Below are 17,469 nucleotides of genomic sequence, written 5' to 3'. Positions count from 1 at the left end.
TATTCTCCTTTTATAAATATACACTCCTGAAAATATATATAAATTTTCCATGGGTATCTTTTGTCTATTATTATATCTAATCCTTTATTTTATTCAAGTTTATAAGTATATATAAAAAAAAGCAACCTAACTGTATCTAGCAGCTATGGTTACTTTTTTTGAGTAATTATAAAATTACATCGGTATGTTTACGCATTTGTCTACCAAGCCTATATTTTTTAGGAGATCTTGCATGAACTTGGTAGACTTTTTAAATAATTGTAAAAATAGATTACTTTATGAAGTATCTATTTCCACTAATTTCATAAGCTTATACTTATTTCCATTAGTTTGTATGTAGATTCGACGAATCTTCTCATATAAGTTAAATAATTTACACTTATCCTCTTTATCTTTATATACTTTCCAATAACCACTATAAAGGTAATTTCTACCTTTATTTTCAATAAATCCCCTTACATCATCATAGGGATAACCGAGAAAAAAACCTATTTCATGAGGAAATTCATTTTCTAAAAATCTCTTTTTTAAGCAGCTAGTACAAGAATCGATATTACTTGTATCATAACCACAAGTTTTTAAAAAACACTTTGTTTTTTCATAGCTAAGAGACTTTTGCAATAAATCTTTTCTAAAGCATAAAATTGAAGATGTCCTCTCTCTTTTTGCTATAATATGAAAATAGATTCCGTACTTATTAAAATCATCATTCCAAGTTTCTATAAGTTTATCCACATCATAAACTATATTAGATACAGTAAATAAATTTGATGGTTTGATATTTGCTAAAACTTGGCTACAATAAAGGGATAATAATTCATATCCTAAACTCATAACATTTCTATCAGCTTATCGGCTAAATTTTGACAAGATCTTATATCCTCTTCACTCGGACTATCATAGACCGCAAGGCCATTAGCGGCTAAATTTATGCCATTATCTTTGCATCTTTCTTGCCAATCTAGCATCCATTGACCTTCATTCCACTCATAAGAACCAAATATTATAACTGCTTTATTTTCAAGCTTTCCTTCTACTGATTCAAACATTGGTTCAAATTCACTTTCTTCAAGAGATTCATCTCCCATAGCTGGGCAACCAAAAGCAAATCCATCATAATCAGCTAGCTTTGATTCATCAAAATCACTTGCTTGATAGATATCTAGATCAATTTGTTTCTCCTTTAGTCTATCCGCTATGGCATTTGCCATTTGCTCTGTATTACCTGTTCCTGACCAATAAATTACTGCTACTTTTGACATATTATTTCTCCTTTTCTCTTTTTATTATCAAACTATATAATAGTGATAATCATTATCGTTAATTAATTAAAATTTTTTGAAAGCCCGTAATAATTTATACGAGCTTTCATATATTTTCTAGAAACTCTTATATTTTATTTTTATTAAATCCTTTTTTAGGATTGTGACCTGGGCAATCTTTGCAGCCACCAGGTTCATCATTTTGAATAAATCTTTTATATACTATAAAAGAACAAATGGCTAATATTATTATTAAAAGTATCCATGATTGTGTGTTCATAATCACCCCCTAACTTTTTGCAAAATTTGTATTATAATGTTTAGTTTCTTTTATTTGTCTAGAAGGTCTAAATATTAGATATAATAAACCAATTAGACAAATACCGGCTAGTACTGTGCTTGTACCTCTTCTTCCATAAGCTATTAAATTAGCAAATTGATAGAAGATAAAACTAATTACCCATGCAAAACCCATTTGATAAGCTACTGTTAGTAGAGTCCATTTACTATCTCCCATTTCGGTTTTAATAGCTCCAACAGCTGCAAAACAAGGCATACAAAGCATATTAAATAGTAAAAATGAATATCCACCAACAGGTGTTCCTATTGCACTACCAAATGCTCTTAAAAGTTCTGCACTTTCTTCTGTAACATCACTACCAATTCCTAAAACAACTCCCGTAGTTGAAACAACATTTTCTTTTGCAATAAAGCCTGAAACAGTTGCAACAAAAGCTTGCCATGTTCCAAATCCAAGTGGCTTAAATATAACCGCTAAGTATGACCCTATAACTCCAAGTATAGAATTAGATGCATCCTCTTCTACCAAGTTAAATTTATAATCGAAGTTTGTCAATACCCATATCAAAATAGCTGAAAGTAAAATGATTGTTCCAGCTCTTCTTACATATGATTTAGACTTATTCCATACATCTTGAAGTACAGATTTTAATCTAGGTGCATGATATGGAGGCAGCTCCATAATAAACGGTGCTGGATCAGATGCAAATTTTTTAAATTTCTTTAAAATAACACCTGAGATTATTATTGCTGCTATACCTATAAAGTAAAAACTTACGGTAATCAATGCCCTATGATTTGGAAAAAATGCACCTGCAATTAAGGCTATTACGGGTAGTTTTGCAGAACAAGGCATAAATGACGTTGTCATTATAGTTATTCTACGGTCTCTATCATTTTCTATGGTTCTACTTGCTTGGATACCTGGAACTGCACATCCAGTTGAAATCATAGCAGGAATAAAAGATTTTCCAGATAAACCAAATCTTCTAAATAGTATCCATAATAAAAGCAACTCTAGACATATATCCTATATCTTCAAGGATTGATAATAGTGCAAATAATACCATCATTTGTGGTAAAAAACCTATTACAGCTCCAAAACCCGTTAGCATACCATCGCAAACAAGACCTATCAACACTTCATTTATATCTATAGATTCCAAAAACGCTGCAGTTGCTGGTATGAGATTATCCTCAAAAAAACCATTTACAGCATCTGTTAGTAAGGTACCTGGAGAGTATTTAAAAACAGATAATGAATAAACTATAAACATAACAAGAGCAAAAATTGGAATTCCCCAAGCTCTAGATGTTACTACATTATCAATCTTATCAGTAGTTGAAAGTTTTGGTTCAGCCTTTTTTAACACCCTTTCACTTAAAGTTTCAAGCCTTTCATACCTTTCACTAGTGATAATTGATTCTGCATCATCATCAAAAAATTCTTCACACTTTTTACGAATATCAGAAATTTTTCTACTATCTTCAGTTGTTAGCTCAATTTTTTCTATCATTTCCTCATCATTTTCAAAGGCTTTGATAGTATAAAATCTTTTTAAATCATCTTCAACATATGGATCTACTATGTTTCTTATATCTGCTAATTTATTTTCTAAATCATATGAAAATTCTAAAGGAAGTGGCAAATATTCCCTATTTTCAGAATCTACTATTTCACTAATCAAGAGATCAATTCCAGATTCTCTACTGGCAACAATTTCTACTACTGGACAGCCTAATAACTTAGATAGAGCATCTTTATCTATTTCATCTCCCCTATCTCTTACAATATCCATCATATTTATAGCTAGAATTGTCGGAATACCTAGTTCTATTAATTGACTTGTTAAATATAAATTTCTAATTAAATTTGATCCATCTACTAAATTCACCAGTAAGTCTGGTCTCTCGTCTACTAGATAAGTTCTAGCAACTTTCTCCTCTAAAGTATAAGGAGAAAGTGAATATATTCCAGGCAAGTCCTGAAGAACAATATCATTATGTCCTTTTAAATTTCCTTCTTTTTTATCAACCGTTACCCCCGGCCAGTTTCCCACTCTTTGATTTGAGCCTGTCAGAGCATTAAAAAGTGTTGTTTTACCACTATTGGGGTTGCCCGCTAAAGCTACTTTTAAGCTCATACTTCCTCCACCATTATATTTTCAGCATCATGTTTTCTAATTGTAAGTTCATAACCCCTTAAATTTATTTGAATAGGATCACCAAGTGGAGCTACTTTTCTAACCAAAATTTCTGTACCTTTGGTAATACCCATATCCATAATTCTTCTCTTGGTTGAACCATCACCTAATATTTTTGCAATCCTTAAAGTTTCTCCAACTTCTGCATTTCTTAAAGTTTTCACTATGCAATCTCCTCTACCATTATTCTTTTTGCTATATCTTTTGATAATGCAAGCCTATTGCCATCTACTAAAAATATATAATTATTTCCATCAAATCTTTGGACAATCATTTCTCTACCTTTAGTAATACCGAGGTTAGACAAGTGTTTTCTTACCTCATCATTCCCTTTTAAGCTTATAACGCGGACTTTATCTCCTTGATTAAAAAAAGTAATTGGCATATAAACTCCTTTTCTAATGAATATTAAACATTCTTTTTTATAGTTTATTTTAATATTTCTACAAAACAAGTGTTTAATAACTGTAATATTAGTATAACATATTAAGTAATGATAATCAATATCAAATTTTATAATTTTTTTCGTCTTTAAAGGTCTAATTTTCAACCTTTTAAGATAAATCAACTAATAGTAATTATTATTTTTTCAATGTTTTATATCAAATTTAATTATGGAAGTAAAATTTTCAAGTAAATATTAATGATAAATCTGTCTATTTTTGAATAATATTTTGTTATAATTGTTATATATAGTTATATAGGAGATTAAAATGGATAATAAAAAGTTTACTTCTTATATGGGCATAGGCATTGCTATTTTAATGGTCATATCTTTAATTTATTTTATTTCAAATAGCAAAAGTAAAGATGTAGTAGATTATAAAATAGATGAAAATACCTATTACACAGGAACTATTTCTAAAAATAAATTAGAAGGTCAAGGCATCTTAAAAAGTCCATATGGAATTTATAAGGGAAATTTTAAAAAATCTCGTTTTGACGGACCAGGTGATTTTTCTAACGAAGATTTTACCTATAGTGCAAATTTTAATAATGAGTCTGGTAATAGTCAGATAAAAATAAAATTAAAAAACGGAAAAATTTATAAAAAAAATAGTAATGGTTTTGTTGAGGTAGAAGAAAATGAAAATTAAAGGTTTAGATTTTTTAAGGGTTTTTGGCATACTTTTAGTACTTATCTACCATTATTTTCCAGCAATGCTGCCGGCAGGATTTTTAGGTGTTAATATTCTTTTTGTCCTTTCTGGATTTTTGATAAGTTTTCATCTAATTGATGAATTGTTTAATAATAAAAAAATCGACTATCGAAAGTTTTTCACAAAGCGTTTTGTAAGAATTTTTCCAGGTCTATTGTTGATGCTTTTTTTGACTACTTTATTTGTTTTAACCATAAATCCTGATTATAGTGTAGGGTTTTTTGACCAGTTTTTAGCTGCAATAAGTTTTAATTATAATTTCTTTGAAATCCTACGCGGCGGATCATATGAGGGTCAATTTATAAGAGGGATTTTCATGCATACTTGGACCCTGGCTCTTGAAATCCATTTTTATTTGATCTGGCCATGGATTATGGGTTTTATTTACAAAAAATCACTTAAAAAAAGAGCCGTAAAGCGTAGATTTACTGATTTATTTTTGATGACTACTTTCTATCTTGCAATAATTGGTTTTGTTTTGATGCTAGTGCTTACAATTATAAAAAGTGTTGATACTGGTTTTGTCTACTTTTTTGATCTAACTCGTATGGGTGCCTTTATGCTAGGAAGTTTTTTGGCAGCCTTTGTAAAAAGATTTTCCTTTAAGAAAATTCCTTACAATAAGCCGACACTAGCAGGACTTGGTCTGATTTTACTAATGGCTTTTACTATGTCATATGATAGCAAAGTCACATATTTTGTAGGATTTTTGCTTACTGACTTGATAACAGGATTTTTAATCTTAGTTGCCTACTCCAATAAAAACTTAATGGAAGATAAGTTTACATCTAGGCTATCTGATTATTCCTATGGTTTTTATTTATTCCACTGGCCAGTTTGGGTAATTGTAAGCAATTTTGACAAAACTGCTAAGGGACTAATTTTAGCAATACTCATTACCATTGGCCTAGTCTTATTTAATTACCACGTTTTCGAGCCGATTTTTAGAGGAAAAAACATCCTGTCTTTAAAAGAAAATACTGCTAAATATAAGATAGACTATGAGAAAAACAGATTGATTTTTAGGTCAGTATTTATATTTATGATTATAACAAGCTTTAGCCTATCCTTTGCAATCTCAGAAAATGCTGGATCTATGATGAGCCTAGAAAAAGAAATTTTAAAAGAATCAGTAAATCAAGATATAGAAAAAATAAAACTTGATAAAAATAACCTTGACCAAACAATAAATAAAAATAATAGCGAATATATAAAATCATCTAAAAAAGAAAAATCTCTCACCCTTATCGGTGATAGCGTAATGTTGGGACCACGTGAGTATCTGACAAGTAATATAGAAAATTTATATATAAATGCTGAAGGCAATAGGCCTCTTGAAGATGGGGCTGGTATTATATCGCAAATGAATCAGACAAGTAACCTTGCTGATATAGTAATCATTGCCTTGGGAACAAATGCAGAAAAAATTCCAGGACCAAGCCTTGAAGAAATCGTAAAAGCTCTTCCAGATGGAAAAAGACTCATACTTGTAACCTGCTATGATAATAGATTTGACCAACCCCACCGAGTAAGTGTAGCAATGAAAGATATAGCTAAAAAATATGATTTTGTAACAGTCATGGACTGGGAGGATTATGCCATTAAGCATCCTAAATTTTATAATGGTACAGATGGTGTTCACTTCTACGGGCAAACACAAGCCTATGAAGCTTACCTAAAATTACTGAATGAAGCAATTGAAAAATCACTATTAAGTCCAGTGAAAGGAGAATAAAATGTATTTTTTCTTAAATGATTACAATGATATAGGAAGAGTTGAAGTCCTTGATGCCCTACTAAAGGCAAAAGATGAGTATAATCCCGGCTATGGTTTTGATGACCATAGTGAAAATGCTAGAAATTTAATAAAAAAAGCCCTTAAAAATGAAGATGTAGACATACATTTTGTACCAGGCGGAACTGCTGCCAATGTTTTGGGAGTTTCCTGTGGTATGCAACAAGAAAACTCTGTACTAGCAGTAAAAACTGGTCATATTGAAGACCATGAAGCAGGATCAATAGAGGCAACGGGTATTAAGATTGAAACCATTGAAAGCCTAACAGGTAAACTAAGCCGTGACCTCTTAGAAGAAAATTTGAAAGAATTTAATTCTGAGCTTGTAACTGTACCAAAAAAAGTTTATATTTCAAACACTACTGAGCTTGGTGAAGTCTACACTAAAAAAGAACTTACAGAAATTTATGATTTTTGTAAGGAAAATAATTTGTATTTGTTTATAGATGGGGCAAGGCTTGCTGCAGCCCTTGCCAGTGATAAATGCGATTATGAAATTTCAGACATTTGCAATTTGTGTGATATTTTCTACCTAGGTGGGACAAAAAATGGTCTTTTGCTAAGTGAAGCCATGGTTGTAGTAAATGATGAACTTAAGAAAAACTTTATCAACCTACAAAAACAAAAAGGCTATCTTTTAGCAAAATCTTTTGTAGTTGGCATCATGTATGAAACTGTATTTGCCAAAGAAGATGGCTATGTAAGTGGTGCAAGAATTGCCTTTGAAAAAGCAAAAGCTTTGGCAAAGGGAATATCTGATAAGGGCTATGAACTTGCCTATGACTTTGAATCCAACCAAGTTTTTGTAAAACTTTCAGATGATCAAGTTAATAAATTTAAAGAATTTTCTGTCTTTGATGTAGTTGGCAATGTCGATGGTAAAAATATTGCCCGTTTTGTGACAACCTATAGAACAAGTGATGAAGATGTGGATGGATTTTTATCTAATATATAAAAATAAACCCAAGGAATTAAATCCTTGGGTTTTGTTTTAATAATTGTCGTAAAAACTATTTTTTACTTCTTTTGCTTCAATAGATTTTTTGCCTTTATTTAATTTATCTTCTGCATCATCGGCAAGGTCTTCTACTTTTTCTTTTGCATCATGAGCTATTTCTTCGCCTTTTTTTGAAACATCTGATGCTAATTCTTTTGTTTTGCTTCTAGCATCATTTGCTGCATCTGCAATTTTATCTCTGTTTTTTGCTATTAGGTAAGCACCAGTACCAATTACAGCTGCTGCAAGAATAGCATTTCTTCTTTTTTCTTTTTCAATTTCTTCTCTTTCCCAGAAGTCAAGGTTGAAATCTGGTAGGTGATCTGTTGGATCGAATGTTTTTACTTTATAAGCTGTGCTTGCAAGTCCAATTAAGTCACCAACGTCTAATAATCCAAGTTTGTTATTCACTTTTAAAAGTGTTGTAAGTGTTTTTAATTTTCCCATAATTATCTCCTTTTGTTTAGATTATATATACCCACTTTAATAAATAATTTGACATTCTTCGCATTCCTCATCATCTTCCTCTGGAATATAGGTAAATGAAGAATTGACACGTTTTAAAGTAGGGATTTCACGAGTTTCGATAAGATTTTCCCCATAAATTATTTCTTGGTCAGAATATTTGTCTGAAAACATGGTGCATGAGCTAAGGCTTAGGCCTACTAGTCCAATTAATAAGATTTTTTTCATGTGATCCTCAGTTCGTATTTATAATAATTTGTACTTGTATGTCCTTAAAATAAAAGGCAATAGATTTTTCATGATGTTTTTAAATTTTTATAACTTATGCGTTAGGATTTTCCCTAAGTAGTATAAAAAGCTTTACATTGCCTATATTATCAGTCGTTTCATCATACTGATAAAACTCTATATCAGCACCTAAACCATGGAAATACTTTTTATTTGGGAAATACTCTTCATAAGTATATCGATACCCATCTTTTAATCCACCTTCTCCCTCAACTGGAACTTCTAGATAAGAAGCTTCAGGAATTTCATATACTAAGAATTTATTTTTATCAATTGTTTTCTTATCTGATATCTCAAAACCTATAAAGTAATTATAATCTTGCTCTAGGGCATTGTACTCCATAAGACCAAAGGCTGCCCCATGGTCTTTTAGTATATCTCTATAAGTTTTTAAAAAGTCATCTCTAATTTCTCCCGCATCTTCTCTGCTATCTATTTTAAAACTCTTGCCTGCTATTTTAAATGCGAGTTTCTTATCAACCTTAACTTGCATACTCTCTCCTTAAAACTGTTCTTCTATGAAAGATTATACCCAAAATTGCTATTATTATTGACAAAAAATTTGCGAAAATTTTTCATATATATTATAATGATTCTAAATTAGTTATACAAATAACAATAATTTTTATACAATTAGCGGAGGATAATTTATGAACAAGAAATTTAATATTGCAACACTTATGCTGGTAACATCATTAGCATTTACAGGATGTGCAAACGATACTAATAAAGAAGCTGATAAGGCAAATGAAACAGCAGTTGAACAAAAAGCTAATGAAACTGTCGATCAAGCAGATAAAACAGAGGAAAAAACCGAAGAAAGCAAAGAAGGCGAAGTAAAAGAAGATAAAGCAGCTGAGGAAAACAAAGAAGATAAAGCTGAAGATGAAAAGTCTGATGAAGAAAAAAAAGAAAACACAGAAACTTCTGAAACCCCAGCTGTAGAGGGCAACATAGTACTTCACAGAGCTTATCCAGATGAAGCATCTAGATCATTTACAACAGTTGTTGTAGCAACAAGTGGAGATAAAATTGTAGATGCATTTATCGATGAATACCAATACTTTGGTGATGACGAAGGATATCAGGGTGTCCCAAACTCAGACAAAGAATTTGGTGATGGTGCTAAAGAAGGCAGAATCTTAGCATCAAAAATTGATAACAAAGAACCATATTCAGAAACTATGAAACAAGCTGGTGGAGAAGTCACACTTATGGACAACTACAATGCAGTCACTAACTTTGTAAAGGGAAAAACTATTGCAGAGCTTGAAGAAGTAATAAATGATGATGATGAAAAAATCATGGATGCCATCTCTGGTGCAACATTCAAATCAACACCAAATCTTCTAAGATATATAGTAGATGCTGCAAAAGATAATTCATTTATAATTGGCGGACAAGCTGAAAATCCAGAAAATATTGAGCTAAGATATGTCCTAGGTGCCCCACATGGAGATAAGTCATTTGCAAATGCTGTTGTAGCAGTAGAAGATGAAAAAATAATAGCTGCAAGCATTGACGAATATCAATACATCGAAGAGGGTGTCACATCTCAAGGCGAAGGAAGTGATTTTGCAAATGACTATAAAGATAGCAAAACAGTACTTTCTAGTAAACTTGAAAACGACGACCTTTATTCTAAGCTAATGGCAGAAAAAGCAGGTTCAACAGTTACTATTAAAGAAAACTTTGAAGCAATCGAAAAATTTGTAGCTGGAAAAACTATAGATGAGATCAAAGAAACTATTGCCGGCGCAAAAGAAGGTGAAAAAGTTGAAGCAGTATCAGGAGCAACACTGGTAGATACAGCAGGCTACTTACAATTAATCGTAGATGCTTTTGAAAATCCAATAAATAAATAAGCAAAATAAAATGCTAGTACAAAATAGTACTAGCATTTTTTATTTATTCAATTAATGTATATCTTAAAAGCAATATTAACATGACTACCATAAGGATGATACCAATAATGGTAAAAGCATCTATTCTTTTCTTTAGGGCAAGGATTACAAGGGATAAGGATAACAAAAACATAAACAAATACACTTGCAAAAACAAATATCCTATTGAAAAATAAATAAAATATGCAAAAACTCCAAAACCAAAAGCTAGGAAAATAATTGCAATATTTCGGCTAGATTTTTTTCTATCTAGGATAAAGTCTAATAGACTTATAAAGCCAATATCTAGTAGTACAGGCCATATTAAATTTTTTAAAAGCGAAATTTGATCCATACTTGCCCCCTATTTTTACCATTATAACATAAAAAACCCCTGAGGAAATCAAATCCCCATGGGTTAATTAATTTGCTTTTAATAAATCTGTTCTGATATAGCCTGTTTGTCCGTCAATAGAAATTCTTGACCAATTGTCAGATTCACCTAGTTTAAGGATATCATCACCAGGATTTACTGTTGTCATAACGTTTGAATTTTCACTAGGAGCAACTCTTACATTTACGACATTTTCTACTGTGTAGTTAATCCCATCATCAGTAACTTCTTCATCAGCTTGATCTGTGTTTTGCTCTTCAGTATTTTCTGCTTGATTTTCTCCATTAGCTGGATCAACATTTTCAGTTTCTGCTGCTTGATCATTATTGTTTTCTTCTAAGGACTCGTCAGTTACAGTTTGTGCCTCTCCCTCTGGGTGTCTAAGTGATGTATAATTATCATCGCTACATCCTGTTAGGGCAAGAGTAAGGGCTAGGCCTGTTAATAGTTTTATCTTATTCATTTTCTCCTCCAAATAGCTCATCAATTTCCTCATCTGCATACAAATAGTCTGTGATTATGATTCCAAGAATATTTGCATTTACTTTTTCAAGTTGTTTTAAGCTATCGCGGGTAACTGGGTTGTTGGATTTTTCATAGGTTGAAAATACAACAGCTGCATCTGCATTTGCAGCAAACATATTTGCTTCTGGTATATCGATGTTTGGTGAAAGATCGATAAATACATAATCATATCTATCACGCATTTGATCAAAAAATGATTTGATATCAGCTGGTTCTAGGAATTTATCAGCATAATCTCCTACCTCACCTGTGAAGATATATGATAAATCATCATGGCTGTTATCATGCATAATTGCATCATCTACTGAATAATCCCCTAGGATGATGTCTATAAATCCACGTTCTTTATCTTTTCCAGTTACACTTGGTAAGTGTGATTCTCTAAGATTTGCATCAACAATTAAAACTCTGTCTCCATCTTCTGCCAAATGTTTTGCTAGTGTATAAATATGATTAGTTTTATCTGTATCATGGCTTGAGGCAGTGAAAGCTAGGGTTACTAGCTGTGTGCCCATTTTTTCTGTAAGTCTATCCTCTAAATTATAAAAAGATTGGAGAAGAATTTCTCTTTTTTCGTTAGTTTTTTTTCTAAACATCTAATTCTCCTTTGTCATAGGAAGGAATTCTGCCTAAAACTTCGTATTTGCTAGATGAAGTTTCAGATAAATCAGCTGCTTTTTTTACTTCGCTGCCATCAATAACTTTTGTAGATCCACTTTCAAAACTTGTTGAGTCTACCTTGCTTGCTTTTTTTGTGGCTTCTTTTTTAGATGATCTAAATGTTTTTTTAGCTGGTTTTTCTTCTACTTCTCTAACTTCTCTTACTTCGCTAGTTTCGTTTTTATCATTTGTATAGTTTTTGGCAATTTTGTTATTATAAGAATTTATCATTATCATTCTTAAAACTGTCCAAAGGATAAATCCTATACCACCTGTCATAAGGGCATATCTTAGTGTATTATCAATGGTTGTAGCAGATCCATAAGAATATTCCATAACTTTTGCACCAGAATTATAAATATTATTGATAACTCTAACTGTATAATCAGCGTATTGGTCAGCTATGTCTTCTGCACGAAGTTTGTTTGTATCTGTAACAACAATATCAATTATAGATGTGTTTTCTATTGGTTTGATTTCTAGTTTTGAGTCAAGCTTGCCAACATTCCAATCAATGCCTAGTGTTTCAAGTGTTCTTTGTTTTATCTTTGGACTATTAATTGTTGCAGCATAGGTTGCAGCTGTGCCACTTGCTTCATTTAAATTTTCAATATTTGTAGTAACTACCTTTGATTGAGCTTGATATTCCTTATAGCCACCAAAATTTAGGCCAAAATAAGTAATCATGCCTATAATTATCCCAGCAATAATTGCAGATGGTATTGCTGAAAATAATGATTTTTTATTTTCCATTTTCTCCTCCAAAATCTTTTGCTCCCGCAAGCATTAGTTTACGGGCTTTTTTTAAATCAATGACCTCTGTCATTTCCTTATGGCGTCTTAAAAATTGTTCTATATAAAGTCTATAAGTATTTGGGAAAAGAGCTTTTGAAAGTTTTCCCTTATCGTAGAAAAACTTCTCATCATATCCAGTAAACCAAGTTGATCCGTCATTGTAAACTTTTGCTATAAGTTTTTCACTTGTACGAACTTTCTTCCCAGCTCTTATAAAATCACTAATAAAAATACTATCCTCACCCGATCCATTTGGTGTGCCTGCCCCAAAATATGTCGAAATCCAAATATTTTCGCGTTTTTGCACTTCTTTTTTAAAGGCAAAATGTACTGATCCATACCTTAATGAGTTATATATAGATAGATTTTTTTCATTTTTTACTTTTATAATTTCTTTGCCATCTTGATATATTATAGTTTTAAATACGAAAAAATCCACATCCGGATGGGCTTCATACTCTGATAATATTTTGTCTTTGTATCCATTTTCAAAGACTTCATCATCATCACAAAAAACTACAATGTCAGCATTTGAATTTAGCAAGGCAAGATTACGGCTTACCCCAAGTCCTCTTGTTGTAGTTGAAATCATTCTGATTTTTATCCCATCTACACTTAACTCTTGATAATCATTATAATCAGTTTGATTTATTATAATTGCATCAGTTTCAAGGTTAAATTTCTTGTAGCAATCAATGGATTTTTCGTGCATAGTTGATATTAATACTTCAATATTCATTTTATATCCTAGTTGTCTCAGCCTTTTCCCAAGTAGGCTTGCTTTTTCCACTTGCTTCGTTATATGCTCCCTTTAGTTGAGCTAGCATCATCATTGAGTAATATCTTGGGAAATAAAATATTTTTGCTTTTGAATTAGTAAGTTTTCCAATAGCAGCAAGAGTAAAAAACGCTACTTGGCCCATAAAAAATATCCTATAAAACAATCCATGATTTAATAGGGCAAGGTTACTTACAACAAGCAAAATGTGGTTAAAGGCTTGCAAAAATCTTAAAGTCTTGTGGTTAAAGTGAAAGAAGCTAAACCAGCCATATTCAAAAATATTTAAACGGCGAAGATTTGTAAATAGATTGGTAAGGATTCTTCTTTGCATCCTAACTTTTCTCTTAAACTCATCTTTTGTAGTTGCCCCAGCCTTTTCAACTGCTATGGCAGCTGGATTATAAAGGGCTCTTTTGTGATTTAGTCCTGCTGCAAGTGGCATCTCATAATCGTGGCTTGATACAAGATCATAGTTTCTGTAATCTTTTTTTCTAACTGCATAAATAGCCCCATTGCCTGCTGCAATAGTAGAAATTTCTGACTCGATTTTTCTCATCAAAAGCTCCGCATCCCAGTAAGAATTTTCTGCCACAACCGATGCTATATCATCATCTTTGGCATAGATTAAAGATCCGCACACATATTCGATATCATCATCTGTGAAAAAACTTACTAGTTCATCAATGGCATCAGCTTTAAACATGGAGTTTGCATCTGAAAATACGATTATTTCACCATTTGCAACTTCTACTGCCTCATCTTGGGCATTTGTTTTTCCCAAATGATTTTTAACTGTATTTAGCCTTATATTTTTATCCGAATGATTTTTTATAAAATCTTCGACAAGTGGCACAGTTCTATCATTTGAGGCATCATTTGCAACTATTACCTCATAGTTTGGGTAGCTTGTTTGTATTATATTTTCTAGTTTTTTTTCTATTACTTTTTCTTCGTTGTAAGCAGAGATTATCACAGAAACAAAGGGCTTTTTAGATAAGTCCTTGTTATTTTTCCTCTTTAAAATCTTTTCTAAAATTAAAAGAGTCAGTGGATAACCAATCATTGCATAAAAAATTGCAAATCCTGCTATATAAAATATTATTTTCATTTTTCTCCTCTATTCTGTGACAATTATATAAAAAATCTATGATTATAGCAATATTTCTTATATAATATGAGAGTATGATATTTTAAACGAGGTAATTATGGAAATACAATTAGATATTTTACAGTCACTAGGAGTGGCAATTATTGCCTTTATCCTAGGAGCTTTTATAAAAAATAAGATAAAATTTTTTCAAAAATTCTTTATCCCATCCCCCGTTATCGGTGGACTAATCATAAGTCTTATTAATTTAATTTTAAATCAAATAGGCTTTGGATTTTTTAAATTTGATGAAGTAATACAAGATTTTTTTATGAATATATTTTTCACTTGTATAGGGCTTGCTTGTAGCTTTAAGGTCCTTAAAAAAAGTGGCTGGCTTGGTATGAAACTTGCCTTTGCCATTATTTTACTTTTACCCTTACAAAATGTATTAGCAGTTGGCCTTGCAAAACTTATGGGAATCAATCCTCTTCACGGAGTAGCCATGGGATCTACATCTATGACAGGTGGTATAGGATCTGCAGTTAGTTTTGGAAAGATTATGGAAGGCTATGGGGCAGCAAATTCTACTTCTATAGGAGTAGCCGCAGCAACCTTTGGTATGCTAATAGGTTCTCTTGTAGGAGGTCCTGTTGCAAGTAGGCTAATAAGAGTTCATAAATTAAAATCAACTGACGCACAAACGACAAATAAAGATGGTAATAATATAAATCTTATCAACCAAAAAACTTTGATGGATGCAATTATAATTATTGCCCTAGCATCATTTTTAGGAACCTTTATCAACCGCTTGCTAGCCCTAACTCCCCTAAACTTCCCTTACTATGTTGGATGCCAATTTGGAGGGTTGGTAACTCGAAATATACTAGATTTAACAAAAAAAGAAGTGAATACAAAAAATGTAGATATTTTGGGGAATATTTCCCTAAATTTATTTTTATCTTTGGCTTTAATCAACCTAAATATAAGCGCTATGCTAAATCTAGCCTTACCAATGCTTGTAATTATGATCGCCCAAGCAATATTTATTGGAATCTACACTTCCCTTGTCACATTTAATCTAACTGGCCGCGATTATGATGCTGCAGTTATGGTAGCAGGCCATTGCGGAGTAGGACTTGGCCAAACCCCAAATGCCATTGCAAATATGGAGGCCATCATAGAAAAAGAAGGCCCAGCAGATGTGGCAATGTTTGTACTTCCAATAGTATTAGCAATCGCCGTAAACTTATTTAACCCAATAGTGATTACATTTTTTATAAATTTCTTAAAATAAAAAAAACAAAAAGTACCTCATTTCCGAAAAATGAAATGAGGTACTTTTTATTTGCTAAGGCATTATTTTAATATAGATGAATTAGACTTAGCCTTCATATTTTAAAAATTTTCTAGACATCTTTAAAAATACTATAATTTCAATTATACCTATTAGTAATATATAAAATACTTCATCTATATACATATAACTAAAATTATTCATTTTTAAAGCTAAATTACTAATTGCAATTATATTGTTCAAAAGGGGAAATATATTTTGAGCACATAGCATAAACCCTAAGATTGAAATCCCCACTGATATTAAAACTACTATAGATAGTGATTTTATTTTTATGCTAAGGGCTGACATAATAAAAATTATAGGAACGGACAAAATTATACTAAATCCTACATAGTAGAAAAAGAGTGTAAAATTCGTTGTTGGAAGATTACAGACAATTTTCCCAAAAAATATGAATAGTCCTAAAAAGTATAACTGAGCTATAGCAACAATTACAAAGGTAATAAAAGCCTTAGTGACAACAAAATTTATATTCTTTCTAGGGCTTGTTCTAATTAATTTTAATCCAACCTTATGCTCTATGGACCATAAGCTAGACACAACTATTCCTATTAAAGGTATTAGAAAAAACATAAAGTAAAATAAAGATACTTGAGTCCAAAGACTTTGCCATTCATTAGTCAAAACATCGATATTACCTTTATAATTTATTACCCCAAATATATTTGCCAGTAGTGGAATAATAAGGATTGTTAGTAATAATCTTCTTAGTTTTAATTTTTTCATTTCTATATTTAACATATTTACTTCCTTTATAAATCCTTATTTAGCAAATAGCTATTAATATTTTTCAAAATTATAAATTCAACTATTATACATATTAAACTAATTATAAGAGTTAAGTAATTAATATCATTAACACTTTGAATAAATTCACCGCCTTGTTTTGTGTAAGATAGATTAAGTATACTTACAAACCAAGCAAATGGATTTATTTGTGATAAAACTTTAGAAGTTAGCATACAAATAATGCCAGACATTGCTCCTATTATTGAGAAAAACAAAGAGAAATAAACCTTATTACTCTTCATTTCTATTATCATAAATAAATTTAATAAAAATAAATTTATAGCGTATTCACTAAAAAAATAAATAACTAATCTTGTGATTGTACTGGTATCAAGAATTAAATTTGGATTTCGATTTGCTAAAAGCAAAATGATTCCCCACTCAATAATTTGTAAAATGCCAATTTTTATAGCTAGAATGGCAATTTTGTTCACCAAAATATTTGAAATATCCTCACCAAGACTGGCCTGCAGCTGCCACATATTATTTTTTTCTTCCATCTCAATTACCTTTTTTGCAATTGTGGAGATAATAATAGGATTTATTAATAGGCAAGTCATAAAATAATTATCTAAAAGCATATATAAGGGATAGGAGCTTTTTCCAAAACTTTTTCCTAAAACTGCAACTAAAATAAATAACATGTGGATTGTAAATTCAATCAATAGCATAAAATTTAAGCCTAAACCCTTATTCTTTTTTATTTCTAAATTCTTCATTTCTA

The 17,469-nt window shown here is 31.1% G+C and carries 21 protein-coding genes and 1 pseudogene; 5 read left to right on the top strand and 17 right to left on the bottom strand.

Annotated elements, in window-relative coordinates:
* Positions 1-276 precede the first annotated feature (276 nt).
* The 6 genes and pseudogenes from ACKRLN_RS00480 to ACKRLN_RS00455 form a co-directional block, all read right to left on the bottom strand.
* Positions 277-834, bottom strand: a complete 558-nt coding sequence (locus ACKRLN_RS00480) for a DUF3793 family protein (protein ID WP_296141765.1) — start codon at positions 832-834, stop codon at positions 277-279.
* The gene (locus ACKRLN_RS00475) at positions 831-1,262 is read right to left on the bottom strand and encodes a flavodoxin (RefSeq protein ID WP_416334928.1); all 432 of its coding nucleotides are present in this window, start codon (positions 1,260-1,262) and stop codon (positions 831-833) included. Before ACKRLN_RS00475 ends, ACKRLN_RS00480 begins: the two co-directional genes overlap by 4 nt.
* A gap of 127 nt (positions 1,263-1,389) precedes the next feature.
* Positions 1,390-1,542: a FeoB-associated Cys-rich membrane protein gene (locus ACKRLN_RS00470; protein ID WP_115594804.1), complete on the bottom strand. Its 153-nt coding sequence runs from the start codon at positions 1,540-1,542 to the stop codon at positions 1,390-1,392.
* 9 nt (positions 1,543-1,551) lie between these two features.
* Positions 1,552-3,706, bottom strand: a pseudogene (gene feoB, locus ACKRLN_RS00465) (ferrous iron transport protein B).
* A complete protein-coding gene (locus tag ACKRLN_RS00460) occupies positions 3,703-3,930 on the bottom strand; it encodes a FeoA family protein (RefSeq protein ID WP_416334927.1) in 228 nt (75 codons plus the stop codon). Before ACKRLN_RS00460 ends, feoB begins: the two are co-directional and overlap by 4 nt.
* Complete coding sequence (locus ACKRLN_RS00455) at positions 3,930-4,151, bottom strand: FeoA family protein (protein WP_115594801.1); 222 nt, start codon at positions 4,149-4,151, stop codon at positions 3,930-3,932. Before ACKRLN_RS00455 ends, ACKRLN_RS00460 begins: the two co-directional genes overlap by 1 nt.
* Before the next feature lie 328 nt (positions 4,152-4,479).
* Between ACKRLN_RS00455 and ACKRLN_RS00450 the strand changes: the two genes are divergently transcribed.
* The 3 genes from ACKRLN_RS00450 to ACKRLN_RS00440 are packed head-to-tail and all read left to right on the top strand — an operon-like array spanning position 4,480 to position 7,676.
* On the top strand, positions 4,480-4,863 hold the full coding sequence (locus tag ACKRLN_RS00450; RefSeq protein WP_203127487.1) for a hypothetical protein: 384 nt from the start codon (positions 4,480-4,482) through the stop codon (positions 4,861-4,863).
* A complete protein-coding gene (locus ACKRLN_RS00445) occupies positions 4,853-6,661 on the top strand; it encodes an acyltransferase family protein (RefSeq protein ID WP_416334926.1) in 1,809 nt (602 codons plus the stop codon). The genes ACKRLN_RS00450 and ACKRLN_RS00445 overlap by 11 nt, the downstream gene beginning before the upstream one ends.
* A 1-nt stretch (position 6,662) precedes the next feature.
* Positions 6,663-7,676 carry a threonine aldolase family protein gene (locus ACKRLN_RS00440; protein WP_416334925.1) on the top strand — a complete coding sequence of 338 codons (1,014 nt, stop codon included), beginning with the start codon at positions 6,663-6,665 and terminating at the stop codon, positions 7,674-7,676.
* Between the two features lie 36 nt (positions 7,677-7,712).
* Here the strand turns inward: ACKRLN_RS00440 and ACKRLN_RS00435 are convergent, their stop codons facing one another.
* The 3 genes from ACKRLN_RS00435 to ACKRLN_RS00425 form a co-directional block, all read right to left on the bottom strand.
* Positions 7,713-8,165, bottom strand: coding sequence for a YtxH domain-containing protein (locus tag ACKRLN_RS00435; RefSeq protein WP_203127484.1), 453 nt, complete (start codon positions 8,163-8,165; stop codon positions 7,713-7,715).
* 36 nt (positions 8,166-8,201) lie between these two features.
* Positions 8,202-8,411 carry a hypothetical protein gene (locus ACKRLN_RS00430; protein WP_416334924.1) on the bottom strand — a complete coding sequence of 70 codons (210 nt, stop codon included), beginning with the start codon at positions 8,409-8,411 and terminating at the stop codon, positions 8,202-8,204.
* 94 nt (positions 8,412-8,505) lie between these two features.
* Positions 8,506-8,964 carry a GyrI-like domain-containing protein gene (locus ACKRLN_RS00425; RefSeq protein ID WP_416334923.1) on the bottom strand — a complete coding sequence of 153 codons (459 nt, stop codon included), beginning with the start codon at positions 8,962-8,964 and terminating at the stop codon, positions 8,506-8,508.
* A 157-nt stretch (positions 8,965-9,121) separates the two neighbouring features.
* Here ACKRLN_RS00425 and ACKRLN_RS00420 point away from each other — a divergent pair, with 157 nt between their 5' ends.
* On the top strand, positions 9,122-10,336 hold the full coding sequence (locus ACKRLN_RS00420) for a peptidoglycan-binding protein (protein WP_416334922.1): 1,215 nt from the start codon (positions 9,122-9,124) through the stop codon (positions 10,334-10,336).
* Between the two features lie 43 nt (positions 10,337-10,379).
* Here the strand turns inward: ACKRLN_RS00420 and ACKRLN_RS00415 are convergent, their stop codons facing one another.
* From ACKRLN_RS00415 to ACKRLN_RS00390, 6 genes are all read right to left on the bottom strand, one after another.
* Positions 10,380-10,709 (bottom strand): hypothetical protein, encoded by a 330-nt coding sequence (locus tag ACKRLN_RS00415; protein ID WP_203127480.1) that lies wholly within the window; start codon positions 10,707-10,709, stop codon positions 10,380-10,382.
* Positions 10,710-10,776: 67 nt separating this feature from the next.
* Entirely contained in the window at positions 10,777-11,211 is a 435-nt protein-coding gene (locus ACKRLN_RS00410; RefSeq protein ID WP_296141780.1) for an SH3 domain-containing protein, read from the bottom strand.
* Complete coding sequence (locus tag ACKRLN_RS00405) at positions 11,204-11,869, bottom strand: CpsD/CapB family tyrosine-protein kinase (protein WP_296141782.1); 666 nt, start codon at positions 11,867-11,869, stop codon at positions 11,204-11,206. Before ACKRLN_RS00405 ends, ACKRLN_RS00410 begins: the two co-directional genes overlap by 8 nt.
* Positions 11,862-12,686 carry a chain-length determining protein gene (locus ACKRLN_RS00400; protein WP_296141786.1) on the bottom strand — a complete coding sequence of 275 codons (825 nt, stop codon included), beginning with the start codon at positions 12,684-12,686 and terminating at the stop codon, positions 11,862-11,864. The genes ACKRLN_RS00405 and ACKRLN_RS00400 overlap by 8 nt, the downstream gene beginning before the upstream one ends.
* The gene (locus tag ACKRLN_RS00395; protein WP_296141787.1) at positions 12,676-13,467 is read right to left on the bottom strand and encodes a glycosyltransferase family A protein; all 792 of its coding nucleotides are present in this window, start codon (positions 13,465-13,467) and stop codon (positions 12,676-12,678) included. The genes ACKRLN_RS00400 and ACKRLN_RS00395 overlap by 11 nt, the downstream gene beginning before the upstream one ends.
* Position 13,468: 1 nt before the next feature.
* On the bottom strand, positions 13,469-14,617 hold the full coding sequence (locus ACKRLN_RS00390; RefSeq protein WP_296141788.1) for a glycosyltransferase: 1,149 nt from the start codon (positions 14,615-14,617) through the stop codon (positions 13,469-13,471).
* 97 nt (positions 14,618-14,714) lie between these two features.
* On the opposite strand from ACKRLN_RS00390, the gene gltS reads away from it, so the two are divergent.
* Positions 14,715-15,893, top strand: a complete 1,179-nt coding sequence (gene gltS / locus ACKRLN_RS00385) for a sodium/glutamate symporter (RefSeq protein ID WP_416334921.1) — start codon at positions 14,715-14,717, stop codon at positions 15,891-15,893.
* Between the two features lie 87 nt (positions 15,894-15,980).
* On the opposite strand, the gene ACKRLN_RS00380 is transcribed toward gltS, so the two are convergent.
* The gene (locus ACKRLN_RS00380) at positions 15,981-16,697 is read right to left on the bottom strand and encodes an ABC transporter permease (protein WP_416334920.1); all 717 of its coding nucleotides are present in this window, start codon (positions 16,695-16,697) and stop codon (positions 15,981-15,983) included.
* Between the two features lie 11 nt (positions 16,698-16,708).
* A complete protein-coding gene (locus tag ACKRLN_RS00375; RefSeq protein ID WP_416334919.1) occupies positions 16,709-17,464 on the bottom strand; it encodes a hypothetical protein in 756 nt (251 codons plus the stop codon).
* Positions 17,465-17,469: the final 5 nt, after the last annotated feature.

The organism is Anaerococcus sp. AH8042_DFU013_CI05 (assembly GCF_047936775.1).
Taxonomy (GTDB): Bacteria; Bacillota; Clostridia; order Tissierellales; family Peptoniphilaceae; genus Anaerococcus.
Note: the sequence above shows the minus strand (reverse complement) of the source record. Positions and strands in the feature narration are given on the sequence as shown.